At 63.4% G+C, this 16,153-nt stretch carries 15 protein-coding genes and 1 tRNA gene; 4 read left to right on the forward strand and 12 right to left on the reverse strand.

The window, feature by feature from the left end; translation table 11 throughout:
* The 5 genes from uppS to rpsB all read right to left on the reverse strand — a co-directional run.
* A partial coding sequence (gene uppS / locus AC1DYS_RS31235) for a polyprenyl diphosphate synthase (protein ID WP_477905912.1) occupies positions 1-510 on the reverse strand: 510 nt, incomplete at its 3' end.
* A gap of 46 nt (positions 511-556) precedes the next feature.
* Positions 557-1,117, reverse strand: a complete 561-nt coding sequence (gene frr / locus AC1DYS_RS31240) for a ribosome recycling factor (RefSeq protein ID WP_477905843.1) — start codon at positions 1,115-1,117, stop codon at positions 557-559.
* Between the two features lie 16 nt (positions 1,118-1,133).
* Positions 1,134-1,844, reverse strand: a complete 711-nt coding sequence (pyrH, locus tag AC1DYS_RS31245; RefSeq protein WP_047496291.1) for a UMP kinase — start codon at positions 1,842-1,844, stop codon at positions 1,134-1,136.
* Between the two features lie 93 nt (positions 1,845-1,937).
* Entirely contained in the window at positions 1,938-2,834 is an 897-nt protein-coding gene (tsf, locus tag AC1DYS_RS31250; protein ID WP_477905845.1) for a translation elongation factor Ts, read from the reverse strand.
* A 126-nt stretch (positions 2,835-2,960) separates the two neighbouring features.
* Positions 2,961-3,707 carry a 30S ribosomal protein S2 gene (rpsB, locus tag AC1DYS_RS31255; RefSeq protein ID WP_477905847.1) on the reverse strand — a complete coding sequence of 249 codons (747 nt, stop codon included), beginning with the start codon at positions 3,705-3,707 and terminating at the stop codon, positions 2,961-2,963.
* Between the two features lie 168 nt (positions 3,708-3,875).
* Between rpsB and AC1DYS_RS31260 the strand changes: the two genes are divergently transcribed.
* From AC1DYS_RS31260 to AC1DYS_RS31270, 3 genes are read left to right on the forward strand one after another with little or no spacing between them, the layout of a single operon-like run.
* Positions 3,876-5,222 (forward strand): amidase, encoded by a 1,347-nt coding sequence (locus AC1DYS_RS31260; protein WP_477905849.1) that lies wholly within the window; start codon positions 3,876-3,878, stop codon positions 5,220-5,222.
* Positions 5,222-6,559, forward strand: a complete 1,338-nt coding sequence (locus tag AC1DYS_RS31265) for an FAD-dependent oxidoreductase (RefSeq protein ID WP_477905851.1) — start codon at positions 5,222-5,224, stop codon at positions 6,557-6,559. The genes AC1DYS_RS31260 and AC1DYS_RS31265 overlap by 1 nt, the downstream gene beginning before the upstream one ends.
* 12 nt (positions 6,560-6,571) lie before the next feature.
* Positions 6,572-8,053, forward strand: a complete 1,482-nt coding sequence (locus AC1DYS_RS31270) for an NAD(P)H-hydrate dehydratase (protein WP_477905853.1) — start codon at positions 6,572-6,574, stop codon at positions 8,051-8,053.
* Here AC1DYS_RS31270 and rnr read toward each other — a convergent pair whose 3' ends face one another.
* Complete coding sequence (gene rnr / locus AC1DYS_RS31275; RefSeq protein ID WP_477905914.1) at positions 8,054-10,279, reverse strand: ribonuclease R; 2,226 nt, start codon at positions 10,277-10,279, stop codon at positions 8,054-8,056.
* Between the two features lie 58 nt (positions 10,280-10,337).
* On the opposite strand from rnr, the gene AC1DYS_RS31280 reads away from it, so the two are divergent.
* Positions 10,338-10,422 (forward strand) — tRNA-Leu (locus AC1DYS_RS31280).
* Between the two features lie 148 nt (positions 10,423-10,570).
* On the opposite strand, the gene AC1DYS_RS31285 is transcribed toward AC1DYS_RS31280, so the two are convergent.
* The 6 genes from AC1DYS_RS31285 to hflK all read right to left on the reverse strand — a co-directional run bounded on the left by AC1DYS_RS31285 (position 10,571) and on the right by hflK (position 16,152).
* On the reverse strand, positions 10,571-11,092 hold the full coding sequence (locus AC1DYS_RS31285) for a phosphoribosyltransferase (protein ID WP_047496312.1): 522 nt from the start codon (positions 11,090-11,092) through the stop codon (positions 10,571-10,573).
* Positions 11,093-11,109: 17 nt separating this feature from the next.
* Entirely contained in the window at positions 11,110-12,441 is a 1,332-nt protein-coding gene (locus tag AC1DYS_RS31290) for an adenylosuccinate synthase (protein WP_477905855.1), read from the reverse strand.
* 37 nt (positions 12,442-12,478) lie between these two features.
* A complete protein-coding gene (locus tag AC1DYS_RS31295; protein ID WP_477905857.1) occupies positions 12,479-13,642 on the reverse strand; it encodes an ATP phosphoribosyltransferase regulatory subunit in 1,164 nt (387 codons plus the stop codon).
* A gap of 67 nt (positions 13,643-13,709) precedes the next feature.
* The gene (locus AC1DYS_RS31300; RefSeq protein WP_477905858.1) at positions 13,710-13,901 is read right to left on the reverse strand and encodes a DUF2065 domain-containing protein; all 192 of its coding nucleotides are present in this window, start codon (positions 13,899-13,901) and stop codon (positions 13,710-13,712) included.
* Positions 13,902-13,913: 12 nt separating this feature from the next.
* The gene (gene hflC, locus AC1DYS_RS31305) at positions 13,914-14,816 is read right to left on the reverse strand and encodes a protease modulator HflC (protein WP_477905860.1); all 903 of its coding nucleotides are present in this window, start codon (positions 14,814-14,816) and stop codon (positions 13,914-13,916) included.
* Between the two features lie 19 nt (positions 14,817-14,835).
* The gene (gene hflK, locus AC1DYS_RS31310; protein ID WP_477905862.1) at positions 14,836-16,152 is read right to left on the reverse strand and encodes an FtsH protease activity modulator HflK; all 1,317 of its coding nucleotides are present in this window, start codon (positions 16,150-16,152) and stop codon (positions 14,836-14,838) included.
* Between the last annotated feature and the right edge of the window lies 1 nt (position 16,153).

Consider the following 16,153-nt stretch of genomic DNA (forward strand, 5'->3'; position numbering starts at 1 on the left):
GCTCATGGCCATGAAGCGGCTCAGGGTGGCTTCATCAAGCTGCGAAGCCGACACGCCCGCCTCGATGGCTTGGCGGCTGGCCTGCACGATGTCCCACCGGCCACCGTAGTCAAACGCCACCGACAGCGTGATGCGGCCATTGCCGGCCGTGGCCTTCTCTGCACCTTCCAGGGCACCCCGCACCTTGTCGGACACATGCGAACGATCGCCAACGAAAAGGATTCGAACACCTTCTTCGGAGAGCTTGTCCTGGTACCTGGACAACCCCACCAGAACCAGATTCATCAGCGCCGACACTTCTTCGGTCGGGCGCTTCCAGTTCTCAGAAGAGAACGCGAAGACCGTGAGGTATTCAACGCCGCGGTCCGCACAGGCGCGGACCACCCCCACCAGCGCGTCCATCCCGTGCTTATGGCCGATGACGCGCGGCATGAAGCGCTTCTTGGCCCAACGCCCATTGCCATCCATGACGATGGCAATGTGGCGTGGAACCTGAGAATTCGATGCCACGGCGAGAGTCAGTTGGGGATTGGCAAACGGAATGCGCAAAGCCGTCTCAGACGGCCATGATCTCCGCTTCCTTGGCGGAAATCAGGCGGTCGATCTCAGCAATCACGCGGTCGGTGAGCTTTTGCACCTCGTCGAGCGAACGGCGCTCGTCGTCTTCGGTGATTTCCTTGTCCTTCAACAGCTTCTTGGCCTGGTCGTTGCCATCACGGCGCAAGTTGCGCACAGCAATCTTCGCGTCTTCGCCCGCGCTGCGGACGATCTTGGTCAGTTCACGCCGGCGCTCTTCAGTCAGGGCGGGCATCGGCACGCGCAGCAGGTCGCCTTGCGCGGCCGGGTTCAGGCCAAGGTCGGACTCGCGAATGGCCTTCTCGATCTTCGGGCCCATGCCTTTTTCCCAGGGCTGGACGCTGATGGTGCGCGCATCGAGCAAGGTCACGTTGGCCACCTGGCTGATGGGCACCATCGAACCGTAGTAATCCACTTGCACCTGGTCGAGGATGCCGGGGTGCGCGCGACCGGTGCGGATCTTCTGCAGTTCGCCTTTGAAGGCTTCGATCGACTTGGCCATTTTCTGTTCGGCCGTGTTGCGGATGTCTGCAATGCTCATGTTGCTACTCCTGAGATCAAACGTGAACGAGCGTACCCTCGTCCTCGCCCATCACCACGCGTTTCAGCGCGCCGGCCTTGAAGATGCTGAACACCTTGATCGGCAGCTTCTGGTCGCGGCACAGTGCGAACGCGGTCGCGTCCAGCACCTGCAGGTTGCGCGTGATGGCTTCGTCGAAACTGACCCGCGTGTAGCGCGTGGCGCTCGGGTCCTTCTTGGGGTCGGCAGTGTAGACACCGTCGACCTTGGTGGCCTTGAGAACGACTTCAGCGCCGATCTCAGCACCACGCAGCGCAGCTGCCGTGTCGGTCGTGAAGAAAGGATTCCCYGTGCCCGCAGCGAACACCACGACCTTGCCCTCTTCGAGGTACTGCAAGGCCTTGGGCCGCACGTAGGGCTCGACCACCTGTTCGATGCCGATGGCAGACATCACGCGTGCCGTCATGCCTTCCTGGCGCATGGTGTCTGCCAGAGCCAGCGCGTTCATCACAGTGGCCAGCATGCCCATGTAATCCGCGGTCGCGCGGTCCATGCCCACCGACCCGCCGGCGACGCCGCGGAAGATGTTGCCACCGCCAATCACCACGGCCACCTCGCAACCCAGCTGCGTCACTTCCTGGATCTCGCGCACCATGCGAACGATGGTGGAGCGGTTGATGCCATAGGCGTCATCGCCCATCAGGGCTTCGCCAGAAAGCTTGAGCAGGATGCGCTTGTAAGCGGGCATGCGGTTTTCTCCGTGTATTTGACTTGTGGTCAATGGCTGCTTGCGCTGAAGTCTATCCGCGAAGGCAAGGCCCGAAGGCCTTGCCCTGAGAGCTCAAGCGCCCTTGGCAGCGGCCACTTGTGCTGCCACTTCAGCGGCGAAGTCGTCCACCTTCTTCTCGATGCCTTCGCCCACCACGTACAGGGTGAACGCCTTGACCTCGGTCTTGGCGGACTTCAGGTGCTGCTCGACGGTCTGCTTGCCGTCGGCGGCCTTGACGAAGACCTGGTTGAACAGGCTGACTTCCTTCAGGTACTTGGCCACCGAGCCTTCAACCATCTTGGTGACGATGTCGGCCGGCTTGCCCGATTCGGCAGCCTTCAGCGCCGCAACCGAACGCTCTTTTTCGATCAGCGTCGCAGGCACGTCGGAGGCAGCCAACGACACCGGCTTCATCGCGGCCACATGCATGGCCACGTCTTTCGCTGCCACGTCGTCGCCAACGAATTCCACGATCACGCCGATGCGCGTGCCGTGCAGGTAGCTGGCGAGCTTGCCGCCGTTGGCGTAACGCTGGAAGCGGCGGATCGAGATGTTCTCGCCGATCTTGCCGATCAAGCCCTTGCGTACGTCTTCCACGGTCGGGCCGAAACCGGCTTGCGACAGAGGCAGCGCCGACAGAGCCGTCACGTCCGCCGGGTTGCTCTTGGCAACCAGCTCGGCGACGGCCTTGGAGAAGGCCAGGAAATCATCGTTCTTGGAGACGAAGTCAGTTTCACAGTTGACCTCGACCAGCGCGCCGGTCGTCCCTTCGACTGCCGCGGCGACCACGCCTTCAGCCGTCACGCGCGAGGCGGCCTTGCCGGCCTTGCTGCCCAGCTTGACGCGCAACAGTTCTTCTGCCTTGTCGAAGTCGCCTTCGGCTTCGGTCAGGGCCTTCTTGCACTCCATCATCGGTGCGTCGGTCTTGGCGCGCAGCTCGGCGACCATGCTTGCGGTAATTGCAGCCATTCAAAATCTCCTTTGGCTTGGGGCGGGACAGCGCAGGCTGCCCGCGGAATCATTCATGCGTTGAAAAAAAGGGGCTGAAGCAGCCCCTTTCTGTGCTCACCGCGAGGGTGAAGCCGGGGGACCGACTCAGGCGTTTTCGCTGACTTCCACGAATTCGTCGCCTTCGGCAGACACGGCCTGAACCACGTCATTCGTGGCGTTGGCCTTGCCTTCCAGCACGGCATCGGCCACGGCGCGGGCATACAGCGCCACAGCCTTCGACGAGTCGTCATTGCCCGGGATCACGTAATCGATGCCTTCGGGCGAGTGGTTGGAGTCAACCACGCCGATCACCGGAATGCCGAGCTTCTTGGCTTCGGCCACGGCAATCTTGTGGTAGCCCACGTCGATCACGAACAGTGCGTCAGGCAGAGCATTCATGTCCTGAATGCCACCGATGTCTTTTTCGAGCTTGGCCAGGTCGCGTTGGAACAGCAGCGCTTCCTTCTTGATGCGGATCTCGGTGCCCGACTCGATCTGAGCCTGCATGTCCTTCAGCTTCTTCAGCGAGCCCTTGACCGTCTTGAAGTTGGTCAGCATGCCGCCCAGCCAACGCTGGTCGACATAGGGCATGCCGGCGCGCTTGGCTTCTTGCGAAATGACTTCGCGAGCCTGGCGCTTGGTGCCGATCATCAGGATGGTGCCGCGCTTGGAAGCAAGCTGGCGAATGAACTTCATCGCGTCGTTGAAGAGCGGCTGCGTCTTCTCGAGGTTGATGATGTGAATCTTGTTGCGATGGCCGTAGATGTACGGGGCCATCTTCGGGTTCCAGAAGCGGGTTTGGTGTCCGAAATGGACGCCGGCTTCCAGCATTTCACGCATGGTGACTGACATGAGAACTCCAAAGGTTGGTTCTAGAATCCGGCCTGAATTGCGGCGACTTCTTCCGAAGCCTCGCAACACCTTTAAACAGCCAGATTCGCGATTTGTTGACCGACGCCAGCTCGACGTGAGTGGCACTCAGGTAAACCCGCGGAGTATAGCAGGCCTTCTCACCCATCCATGACGAACGACCTGACCGCTGTCCGCAATGCCATCCTTCAAGGCCGGCTCACGGCAACAGATGCGCTCGTTACAAGCATCACCAGCGCCAATTCACCCGCCAACGCTCATACGTACATCCGCCGCTTCGACGCTCAGGCTCGCGCCACGGCAACGGCTGTAGACGCCCAACTCGCCGCCGGCGCACCGCTGCCGCGCCTCGCTGGCCTGGCCGTCAGTATCAAGGACTTGTTCGACGTTCAAGCTCAACCGACCACCGCGGCGTCCCGCGTGCTTGCCGAGGCAGCTCCAGCCACCGTCGACAGCCCCGCCGTCGCGCGCTTGCGGGCTGCCGGCGCCGCGCTGACCGGTCATACCAACATGACCGAGTTCGCCTTTTCGGGCGTGGGCATCAACCCGCACCACGGCACGCCGCCGAACGCGGGCACCGCGCCCGTCGATCCACAGCTGCGTATTCCCGGTGGATCCACCTCCGGTGGCGGCGTCTCGGTGGCCAGTAGCGCAGCCTGGGCGGYACTCGGCTCCGACACCGGCGGCTCGATTCGGATCCCTGCTGCATTGCAAGGGCTGGTGGGCTTCAAGAACACCGCCCGGCTGACTCCGACCGAGGGCGCCGTTCCGTTGTCGACCACGCTGGACACGGCTTGCGCCATCACGCGCTCGGTACGTGACGCCATCTTGCTGCATGAAGTGCTGGCCGACCGGCGCGTGTCGCTGGCGAAGCGCCCGCTCAGTTCGCTGCGCCTGGGCGTCCCCACACTATTGCTTGAGGGCATGGATGCCACCGTGGCCAAGGCATTCGAGCGCACCCTCGCTGCGCTGCGTAGCGCTGGCGTCCGCATTGACAACACCGCCTTGCCAATCGATGAACTGGCATCGATCAATGCGACTGGCGGCTTCTCTGCCGCCGAAAGCTGGGCTTGGCATCGGCCGCTGATCACGCAGCGTCAAGCCGACTACGACCCACGGGTGGCGCTGCGCATCCGCCGCGGTGAAACCATGACCGCAGCCGACTACATCACCTTGCTGCAGGCCCGCAAGGACTGGATCGCCCGCATGACAGGCACGCTGCAGCACTTCGACGCCCTGCTCAGCCCGACCGTGCCCATCGTCGCGCCCACCATCGCCAGTCTGGTCACCGACGAGGCGTTCTTCGCCGCCAACGCCCTGCTGCTCCGCAACCCATCGGTCGTCAACATGCTCGATGGCTGCGCCCTCTCCTTGCCTTGCCATCAGGCCGGCGAACTCCCTGTCGGTCTGATGGTCTGGAGCCACGGCCTGCAGGACGACACCGTGCTCGACGTCTCACTCGCGATCGAAAGCGCGCTCGCCGAAAGGGCTCACTGATGCGCGTTGCCGTGATCGGCGCCGGCATCGTCGGCGTCACGTCTGCCTACGAACTCGCGGCCGATGGCCACGAAGTCACCGTGTTCGAGCGCCGCGGCAGCGTCGCCGCCGAGACGAGTTTTGCGAACGCCGGCGTGGTGGCGCCGGGCTACGTGACGCCTTGGGCTGCGCCCGGTATGTCTTGGCAAGTGATGCGCCAACTGTTCAGCAGCCACTCGGCCGTGCGCATCAACCCTCGCCTGAGCGCAGGCACTCTGGGCTGGATGTGGCGCTGGTGGCGCGCCTGTGGCCAACACAGTCATCGAAGCAACCGCGCTCGCATGCATCGCCTGGCGCTCTACAGCAAAGAGCGTCTGCGCCACCTCACGCATTCGCTGCAGCTCGACTACGAGCGCGCCGAAGGCTACTTGGTGCTGCTGCGTTCCGCCAGAGATGCGGCGCGAGCCAAGCACGGCCTCGCGCTGCTCACCGACATGGGCGTGCGCTTCGAAATGCTCGACGCCCCTCAATGCCGCAAGGCCGAACCTGGGCTCAACCCGGACACCCCGCTGCATGCAGGCATCCACCTCGCCCACGACGAGGTGAGCAACTGCCGCCAGTTCGCGCTGCTGATGCGCGACGAAGCCGAGCAGCTGGGCGCCACGTTCCGCTTTCACACCAGGGTCCAGTCCCTGGAGCCAGGAAAGACGCCGCGCCTGACCAAGGTGTACTCGCCACTCGAGGAGTCCACCTGGCTGAATGCAGATGCAACGCGCGATGGCCCCGCGACCGACGTGGCTCCTTTCGAGCCCGAAACGGAGAGCTTCGACGCCGTGCTGGTTTGCGCCGCGATGGGTGCCACCGACCTGCTCCGGCCGCACGGCATCAGGCTGCCGCTGGCGCCCATTCACGGCTACTCCGTCACCGCACCACTGCGCAAGATCGAGGCGCACCCAGACTTCGGCCCCCATGCGGCCGTGATGGACGAGCGCTACAAGGTGGCCATCAGCCGCCTTGGTGCCCGGGTTCGCGTGGCCGGCGGCGCCGAGCTGGGTGGACGACCCGAGCGCCACAACAAAGCCGCGCTCGCTACCTTGTACAAGGTCCTCAACGATTGGTTTCCTGGTGCGGCCCACATGAGCCAAGCGCAGGTCTGGAAAGGTGCACGGCCCATGCTGCCCGATGGCCCTCCAGTACTCGGTGCCAGCGGCTTGCCTGGCGTGTGGCTCAATCTGGGCCACGGATCCAGCGGCTGGGCGCTGGCTTGTGGGTCGGCTCGCGTGGTGGCTGATTCCATCGATGCCCGCGCCCCCGGGATCGATCTCGAAGGCTTGGGTATCAGCCGTTTGCATCGTTGAGGGCAGGTGTCGATGGAACGCATCCTCCCGGCCTCTTGTGACTGGCCCCTGCATGGCATTGCGGCATCCCGGCAGATCGAGCAGCACGCGCTGGCCGGTACAGAACCCCATGCGCTGATGCGGCGTGCCGGCGCCGCGGTGGCGGCGCTGGCTCGTGCGCTGTGCCCCCACATGCGCAGCGCTTGGGTGGCTTGCGGGCCTGGCAACAACGGCGGCGACGGACTGGAGGCTGCGATGCATCTGCACGCAGCGGGTATCGACGTCGAAGTCACACTCGCTGCCGACATCGCGCGGCTGCCCTCTGATGCGCGGTCGGCGCTCGAACGGGCGCTCGCCGCGGGCGTGACGATTTCGCCCGAACGAACGCCGAGCAAAGTGCCAGACATCGCGATCGATGCGCTGCTGGGGCTGGGCAGCAACAGGCCGCCGGATGCAGCACTCGCCGAATGGATTCGCCAGCTCAACGCCCTCACTTGCCCGGTGCTCGCCATCGATCTGCCGTCGGGCCTGAATGCAGACACGGGTCAAGCTCACGGCGAGCATTGCGTCGTGGCGACGCACACCCTGGCGCTGCTCACCCTCAAGCCGGGCCTGTTCACGGGGTCGGGGCGCGATCACGTTGGCGAAGTGTGGCTCGACGCCCTCGGCATCGAGCCCGACTCTGCGTCGCTCACGGCGAAACTCAGCGCAACAGCGAAGCGCGTGGCGACACGCCAGCATGCGCAACACAAGGGCAGCTTCGGCGACGTCGCTGTCGTCGGAGGCGCGCCCGGCATGACCGGCGCAGCGCTGCTGGCCGCCCGTGCCGCTCACGGGGCTGGTGCAGGCCGGGTCCACGTGAACCTTCTCGACGGCGGCGCCTTGGCGCTCGACCCACAACGTCCTGAATTGTTGTTCCGGCCTTCGTGGTGGCAAGAGTCGAGTCAGACGCTGAGCCAGGCTACGGTAGTCAGCGGGTGCGGCGGGGGTGATGCTGTGCGTGCTGTCTTGCCCAGGCTGCTGAGTTCAGCGGGGCGCTTGGTGCTCGATGCCGATGCGCTCAACGCGATCGCCTCAGACACCTCATTGCAGCATCTGCTCGCCGCCCGCCTGCCTCATGGCAAAGGCACGGTGCTGACACCTCACCCGCTGGAAGCAGCTCGCCTGCTGAACATCAACACGAGCGCCGTGCAGGCCAATCGCCTGGCCGCCGCCCAGCAAATTGCCGATCGCTTTGCCTGCACGGTCATTCTCAAAGGGTCGGGTTCGGTGATTGCCTCGCCAGGATGCGCACCATGGATCAACGCCACCGGCAACGCCTCACTGGCGACGGCTGGCACCGGCGACGTGCTCGCCGGCTGGCTGGGCGGGTGCTGGTCGGCTACGCGCAGCAATGCGCTGCAAGCAGCGCGGCAAGCCACCTGGCTGCACGGCCATGCCGCAGACCTCTGCACGACGACACCATTGCTCGCTGCCGATTTGATCGAGGCGATGCACGCAGCATCGCCACGCTGATCAACGGCGGCGGCTCGCCTTGCCTGTCGATTGGCGTGCGGCCGACTTCGCTGCACGTACCGGATGCGGCGCACTCTTCTTGCCGGCAGCTGTGTTCTTGCGAGCCTTGGTTGCAGCCTTGACCGCCCGATCGGCTTCCTTCACGGCAGCCAGTTCAGCAACCGGGCCGGAGCCCTTCTCCACTCCCGCCTTGTCGCGCTTGGCACGGATGACGAGCGCGGTCTCGTCGCCCTCATGCACCATGCGGAAGTCGATCTTGCGGCCATCAAGATCGACACGACTCACCTGCACCCGCGCACGCGAACCCACGGCGTAACGCACGCCTGAGCGTTCGCCACGCAGCTCCTGGCGCGCTTCGTCGAAGCGGAAGTACTCGCCGCCCAGTTCGGTGATGTGGATCAGCCCTTCGACGTACAAGCCGTCGAGCGTGACGAACAAGCCGAAGCTGGTGACCGCGCTCACCGTGCCGCCGAACTCTTCGCCGAGGTGCTCGCGCATGTAGCGGCACTTGAGCCAGGCTTCCACATCGCGTGAGGCTTCGTCGGCACGCCGCTCGTTGGCGCTGCAATGCGCACCAACGGCTTCCCACTGTTCGTCTTCGGCCGCAGCGCTCTTGCGCGCCTTGGAGGCGGCCTCGATCGCACCCGTCAGAAGGTTGTAGCGCTTGCCTTGCAACAGCGCCTTGATCACCCGATGAACCAGCAGATCGGGGTAACGGCGGATGGGGCTGGTGAAGTGCGTGTAAGCCTCATACGCCAACCCGAAGTGGCCGCTGTTGGTCCCGGTGTAGATGGCCTGCTGCATGGAACGCAGCAGCATGGTGTGGATCTGCTGGGCGTCCGGCCGGTCCTTGGTTGCGGCCGCGATCACCTGGTACTCGCCCGGCTTCGGATCGTCGCTGATGCTCAAGCCCAGCCCCAGCTGCTTCAGGTAGTTCTGCAGCAGCGTTTTCTTTTCGGGGGTCGGCCCTTCATGTACGCGGTACAGCGCAGGGTGCTTGGCCTGCGCAATGAAGTCGGCCGAGCAGACGTTGGCTGCCAGCATGGCCTCTTCGATCAGCTTGTGTGCTTCGGTGCGCGTACGCGGGATGATCTTCTCGATGCGGCCGTTGTCATCGCAGACGATCTGCGTTTCGGTCGTCTCGAAGTCGACAGCACCGCGCTTGGCGCGCTCCTTCAGCAGGGCACGATAGACCTCGTGAAGGTGCAACAGATGCGGCACCAGGTCCTTGCGACGCGCCGCCTCCGGCCCCCGTGTGTTGGACAAGATGGCTGCCACTTCGTTGTAGGTGAATCGAGCATGCGAGCAGATCACTGCCGGAAAGAACTGGTAAGCATGGATCTCGCCGGCCTGTGTGATCAGCATGTCGCACACCATGGCCAAGCGGTCTTCGTTCGGGTTCAGCGAACACAACCCGTTGGAGAGCTTCTCCGGCAGCATGGGGATGACACGCCGGGGAAAGTACACCGAGGTCGCACGCTCGTAAGCGTCGTCATCGATGGGTTCGCCAGGCTTCACGTAGTGGCTCACGTCGGCGATCGCGACCACCAGGCGCCAGCCTTCGAAGGCAGTCTTGCCTCGGCCGGTCTTGATCGGCTCACAGTACACCGCATCGTCGAAGTCGCGCGCGTCTTCTCCGTCGATGGTGACGAGAGGCACATCGGTGAGGTCGATGCGGTCCTTGCGGTCGGTCGGCCGGATCTTGTCCGGCAGGCTCGCCGCCTGGGCTTGCGTTTCGGACGAGAAGCGATGCGGCACTTCGTACTTGCGCACGGCGATCTCGATCTCCATGCCGGGGTCGTCAATCTCGCCCAGCACTTCGGTCACGCGGCCCATCGGTTGTGAATACAACGATGGGGGCTCGGTGAGCTCGATGGCCACCACCTGCCCCACGGTCGCGTTGGCGATCGCATTCTTCGGCACCATGATGTCTTGCCCGTAGCGCTTGTCTTCGGGTGCGACGAGCCAGATGCCGCTCTCGTGCAACAAGCGGCCGATGATCGGCGCCTTCTTGCGTTCGAGGATTTCGAGCACGCGCCCTTCCGGCCGGCCCTTGCGGTCATAGCGGATCACCCGCGCTTTCACGCGGTCGCGATGCAACACCGCACGCATCTCTTGGGGAGACAGATAGAGATCGGCTTGACGATCGTCGCGCACGAGAAACCCGTGACCATCGCGATGACCTTGCACGGTGCCTTCGACTTCGCTCATCAATTCGGTACCGATGGCTGAAGCGTTTGAGAAATTTGTTTGTTTGATGATATGATCCAAGACTTCCTGAAATGCCCAGGTGGCGGAATTGGTAGACGCACTAGTTTCAGGTACTAGCGGGTAACTCCGTGGAGGTTCGAGTCCTCTCCTGGGCACCAAGATAAAGATGAAACCAACGAGGCCCGCACGCAAGTGCGGGCCTTTTTGTTGGGTACCACGTGATGTGGTTGACTGAGAGATGTACTAAGAGACGCAAAGCCGCTGATCGTGAGATTCATCGCGGCCTTGATGTTCGTACGTTTGCCGTCAAATCGCAAACTTCTTTGCCAGGCCCTCAGGCCTGAGGTCGTCGTACTCTTCGAACGGCTGGTGGATCCAGGGGCTCGTGGGCAGCAACTCGACGTAGTAGTCGGGCGTGTAGCTCGAGACGCCCTTGGTCCAGATCACCGCCGACCGCAGCTCAGTGATCGAAGGCATGCCGCGCAAGCGGTCGACCACCGCACGCAGGGTGACGCCCGAATCGGCCAGGTCGTCGACCAGCAGCACCCTGCCCGCGAGTTCGCCCTTTGGCAAGGTGATGTACTTTGCCATGTCGAGACGGCCCTGGATCGTGCCCGCTTCCGCCCGGTATGAACTAGTCGACATGATGCCCAGCGGCTTGTCGAACACGCGCGACAACACGTCGCCCGGGCGCATGCCGCCACGCGCCAGGCACAGGATCTGGTCGAACTGCCAGCCCGAAGCATCGACCTTGAGCGCCAGGCGCTCGATCAGCATGTGGTACTCGTCCCAGGAGACGTAGAGGTGTTTGCCGTCGTCGGTCAGCATGTCGAAGTTCCTTGGCTTCAGGCTTGATAAGGGTGGCGCAGCAAGATCGTGTGCTCACGGTCCGGCCCGGTGGACACCATGTCGATCGGCGCACCGATGAACTCCTGCACACGCTCCAAGTAGCGACGCGCGTTCAGCGGCAACTTGTCCCATTGCGTGATGCCGGCGGTCTTCTCGGTCCAACCTGGGAAGGTGTCGTAGATTGGGACGCAGGCCTCGATCTCATCGGCATCCAGCGGCAAGATATCGATGCGCTTGCCGTTGAGTTCGTAGCCCACGCAGACCTTGATCTCAGGCAGACCGTCCAGCACGTCGAGCTTGGTGATGCACAGACCCGAGATTCCATTGATGATCTTCGAGCGCTTGAGCAGCGCAGCATCGAGCCAGCCACAACGGCGCGGCCGTCCCGTGACGGTGCCACGCTCCTGGCCCACAGTTGACAAGTGGTGGCCGACCGTGCCGGGCACCACCATGTCGAGCTCGGTCGGGAAGGGGCCGCTGCCGACGCGCGTGGTGTAGGCCTTAGTAATGCCCAGGATGTAGTGCAGAAAGTCTGGCCCGACACCCGCACCAGCCGACGCGTTACCCGCCACGCAGTTGCTCGAGGTCACGTACGGGTAGGTGCCGTGGTCGATGTCGAGCAAGGTGCCTTGCGCGCCTTCGAACAGGATGTTGGCGCCCTGCTGGTGCGCCGTGTAGAGCATGTAGCCCACATCGGCCAACATAGGCTTGAGCTGCTCGGCCACCTTCATTGCGTGGTCGAAGATGGGCTGGAACTCCAGCGGCTTCGACTGCAGGTATCCAGCCAGTGCGAAGTTGTGCAACTCCAGCAATTCGTGAAGCTTCTTTGCGAAACGCTCGGGATGCTTCAGGTCTTGCACGCGCATCGCACGCCGTGCCACCTTGTCTTCGTAGGCCGGGCCGATGCCCTTGCCGGTAGTGCCGATCTTGCCGGCGCCACTCGTCTCGCGCAGCGCCTCGCGCGCCTTGTCGACCTCCACGTGGAACGGCAGGATCAGGGGACATGACTCGCTGACGAACAAGCGCGAACGCACTTCCACGCCAATGGCTTCCAGTCGTTCGATCTCGCTCAGCAAATGGCTCGGATCGACCACCACACCATTGCCGATGTAGCACGCCACACCCTCACGCATGATCCCCGACGGGATCAGTTGCAAGGCCGTCTTCACGCCTTTGATCACGAGCGTGTGACCGGCGTTGTGCCCGCCTTGGAACCGCACCACGGCTTGGGCGTGGTCGGTCAGCCAGTCGACGACCTTGCCCTTGCCTTCGTCACCCCACTGGGTGCCCACCACGACCACGTTATGGCCGCTGCGCTTCTGTTGCATTGCTTGATTGTCCGTTGCTTGAAAATTAGGAGGTGCGTCAGAGCGAGCGCACGAGCCATTGCCCGTCCACCAGCGCCAGCTCGCGATCGCAGGCGAATTCTTCGCCCTCGTGTCCGTGCCCCGGCAAGATGCAGACCACCGACTCGCCCTGCTCCCGCAAGCTGCGGATGGCGGCCCTCAGAGCAGCGTCTTCGCCCCATGGGGCGCGGATCGCGGGACGCATGATGCGAGACGGCGTGAGCAACACGAGTTGCTTCAAGTCCATGCTGAAGCCGGCTGCGGGGCGGTTGCGGCCGAACACCGCGCCCACTTCGTCGTAGCGGCCACCGCGCACTACGGCATCGCTGGAACCTGCTGCATAGACTGCAAACCGTGCCCCGCTGTAATACGCGTAGCCCGTCAGATCAGCCAGATCGAAACCGATGTGCACTAGCGGATAAGCCTGCCGCAGGTGCCGAGCCAGCCATTCCATGTCATCGAGGGCCGCGCTGATCAGGGGGTGAGCCGGCAACTCACGCCGTGCGGCTTGAAGCACGTCTTCGCCCCCGTAGAGTCGAAGCAAGGCTTGCATGCCATGCCGAGCCGGGGCAGGCAAACGCGCGGCCTGAACTTCCATCGCTGCCTGGTCCTTGGTGGCCAGCGCCGCGTAAATCTGGGCGAGCGCCGCGGTATCGAGCGGCAGGTCGGCCAACAGGCCTCGCACGATGCGCGCGTCGCCCATGTCCAGCGCGAGCTGAGAAACGCCAGCGCGCTGAAGGCCATCGAGCGCAAGCTCCTGGACTTCCAGATCGGCCTCGAGGCCGGCATGGCCGTAGATCTCTGCACCGAACTGCAGCGGCTCGCGCGTTCCATGCAGCCCGTCAGGCCGGGTGTGCAGCACGGGGCCGCAGTAGCACAGCCGTGTCACGCCATGGCGATTGAGAAGGTGTGCGTCAATGCGCGCCACTTGCGACGTCGTATCGGCTCGCACGCCCAGCGTGCGGCCGCTGAGCTGGTCGACCAGCTTGAAAGTCTTCAGGTCGAGTTCGCGGCCCGTGCCGGAAAGCAGGGAGTCCAGATGCTCCAGCAGCGGCGGCATGACCAATTCGAACCCATAGCCGCGAGCGCCGTCGAGCAGATCGCGACGGAGTTCTTCAATGCGTCTGGCCTGCGCGGGCAGGACATCGGCAATGTGCTCGGGCAGCAGCCAAGCAGACGACATGTGAAATGACCGGGGGATTAAAAAAGAGATTGTACCGGCCGACGTTGTGCAGCCAACCAGCTGACGGTCAGGGCCAGAAAAGCAGCAGCGCCGTCAAGCCAGCAATCATGCTGCTCAGCCCGAGAAAACGGATCTGCCCGTCACTCATCTGGATCGCTCGCTCAAACACCTTGCGCCACGTCGGCGGGCTCAAGAACGGCAAAAGCCCTTCGACCACAAGCATGAGCGCCAGAGCGCTCAACAGCAAATCCAACGACATCGGCGCGCCGGCCTACTTCTTCGCAGCGGCCCTGGCGGATGATGCTGAGCCACCCTCGCCTTGCATGGCCCTGAAGAACTCGCTCGATGGGTCCACCACGATCACGTCCGACTTGTTCTGGAAGCTCGTGCGGTACGCCTCCAGGCTGCGGTAGAACTTGGCGAACTGCGGGTCACGGCCAAATGCGTCGGCGTACAGCGCAGAAGCCTTTGCATCGCCGTCGCCCTTGATCGTCTGCGCGTCGCGATAGGCGTTGGCGAGGATCACGTCACGCTGCCGTTCTGCATCGGCGCGAATCTTTTCGGCTTCGGCGAAACCGGTGGAGCGCAGTTGATTCGCCACGCGCTTGCGTTCGGACTCCATGCGTCCATAGACCGAACTCGTGATGTTGGAGGAGAAATCGACCCGCTTGATGCGCACATCGACGATTTCGATGCCGAAGGCCTTGCCCTCATCGGCGAGACGCTTGCGTACCCCTTGCATCACGTTGTCGCGATCGGTGGAGAGCATGGCCTGCACCGTGCGCTTGGTCACCTCTTCATTGAAGGCGCCTTGCACGATCGGGCTCAGGCGGGCTTCGACATTGCGCATGTCGGTGCCGTTGTTGCGGATGAATTGGCGTGGTTCGGTTATCCGCCACTTGATCAGCCAGTCGATCACCAGACTCTTCTTCTCGGCGGTGAAGATCGGGCGGGTTTCCGGGCTATCCAGCGTTTGCATGCGGCGGTCGAGAAAGACCACGTTCTGCAGCGGCGGAGGCTGCTTGAACTTCAGGCCAGGCTCGGAGATCACTTCCTTGATCTCACCGAGTGCATAGATCACTGCGAACTGCCGCTGGTCGACGATAAACAGTGTGGAGTACACCAACATCAGCACCACCAAGGCGCCGATCGCGATTGTTCCGATTCGATTCATGTTCTTGTTCCCTGCCGTCTCAGCGTGCGTCGCGATCGCGGCTGCGTTGCCCGTCACGCAGGCGAATGTCTGCGGTGCCTGAACCGGCCGAACTGCTATCAGGTGCCGGCGTGGAGGGCACGACAGGCACCTGCGTAGGCGCGGCACCGGACTGCTGGATCAGCTTGTCGAGCGGCAGGTACAACAGGTTGGAGTTGTTGCGGCTGTCGACCATCACCTTGGTCACGCTGGAGTAGATCTGCTGCATCGTGTCGACGTAGATGCGATCCCGCGTGACACCCGGCGCCTTTTGGTACTCGGCGAGCACGCGATTGAAACGCTGCGCGTCACCTTCAGCCCGTGCGATCACTTGTGCCTTGTAGGCCTCAGCCTGCTCGTGCAGACGTGCCGCACTGCCTTGGGCCTTGGGAATCACATCGTTGGCGTAAGCCTGGCCTTCGTTCTTTGCCTTCTCGCGGTCAGCGCCAGCACGGAAAGCGTCGTCGAACGCCGCCTGGACCTGCTCCGGCGCTTGAACGCTGCCCACGTTGACGTTCACGATCAGGATGCCCGTATTCAGCCGGTCGAGCTGCGCCTGCACCGACTTGATCAACTGGATCGAAATCGCATCGCGCTGCTCGTACAGCACCGAATCCATCTCACTCTTACCGACGATCTCGCGCACCGCCGATTCCGCGGCTTGAATCACCGCTTCGTCGGGGTTCTTGTTTTCGAACAGATAAGCGCGGGCGTCCTTCAAGTTGTATTGCACCGTGAAGCGGATGTCGACGATGTTCTCGTCCTTCGTCAACATCGACGACTCGCGCAGGCCAGTGGCTTGGACGACCGCATTGCGTCCTACTTCCACAGAGCGCAGTTGCGTGACCGGCACGACCTCGTTCGCCTGGAACGGATACGGAAAGCGCCAATTGAAGCCGGCATCCACCGTGTGGCTGTACTTGCCGAAAGACGTGACCACGGCCTGCTGGCCTTCTTGCACGATGAAGAAGCCGCTGGCACCCCAGATCAATACGATGACACCTGCCACGAGGCTCACGCCGATGCCAGCGTTCTTCATGTCGGGCTGGAAGTTGGGGCCACCGTTGCCCGGGCCATTGGGTCGCTGTCCGCCCTTGCCGCCGAAGAGGCCGCTCAGCTTGCGATTGAAGTCGCGCCAGAGTTCGTCCAGATCAGGCGGCCCGTCACCACGTCCGCCGCTGTTGAGCACGAGCGTTGGATGGCCGCCGAGACGGCGACGCGTGGCGGCACCGAGGCCACCGATCAAGGCCCACACAGCAGCCGCCACGTCGAACGCCCTGCTGGCGAAACGCGAGAACTTGGGGGAGGGAGCGCTCATG

The organism is Rhizobacter sp. P2_G4 (genome assembly GCF_056403575.1).

Bases quoted from the DNA above. Each gene is read 5' to 3' on its own strand.
- rpsB (WP_477905847.1), bottom strand. From the start codon at position 3,707: ATGTCAGTCACCATGCGTGAAATGCTGGAAGCCGGCGTCCATTTCGGA.
- AC1DYS_RS31290 (WP_477905855.1), bottom strand. From the start codon at position 12,441: ATGCAACAGAAGCGCAGCGGCCATAACGTGGTCGTGGTGGGCACCCAG.
- hflC (WP_477905860.1), bottom strand. From the start codon at position 14,816: ATGAATCGAATCGGAACAATCGCGATCGGCGCCTTGGTGGTGCTGATG.
- AC1DYS_RS31270 (WP_477905853.1), top strand. From the start codon at position 6,572: ATGGAACGCATCCTCCCGGCCTCTTGTGACTGGCCCCTGCATGGCATT.
- AC1DYS_RS31300 (WP_477905858.1), bottom strand. From the start codon at position 13,901: ATGTCGTTGGATTTGCTGTTGAGCGCTCTGGCGCTCATGCTTGTGGTC.
- AC1DYS_RS31285 (WP_047496312.1), bottom strand. From the start codon at position 11,092: ATGCTGACCGACGACGGCAAACACCTCTACGTCTCCTGGGACGAGTAC.
- hflK (WP_477905862.1), bottom strand. From the start codon at position 16,152: ATGAGCGCTCCCTCCCCCAAGTTCTCGCGTTTCGCCAGCAGGGCGTTC.
- AC1DYS_RS31265 (WP_477905851.1), top strand. From the start codon at position 5,222: ATGCGCGTTGCCGTGATCGGCGCCGGCATCGTCGGCGTCACGTCTGCC.
- frr (WP_477905843.1), bottom strand. From the start codon at position 1,117: ATGAGCATTGCAGACATCCGCAACACGGCCGAACAGAAAATGGCCAAG.
- AC1DYS_RS31295 (WP_477905857.1), bottom strand. From the start codon at position 13,642: ATGTCGTCTGCTTGGCTGCTGCCCGAGCACATTGCCGATGTCCTGCCC.
- tsf (WP_477905845.1), bottom strand. From the start codon at position 2,834: ATGGCTGCAATTACCGCAAGCATGGTCGCCGAGCTGCGCGCCAAGACC.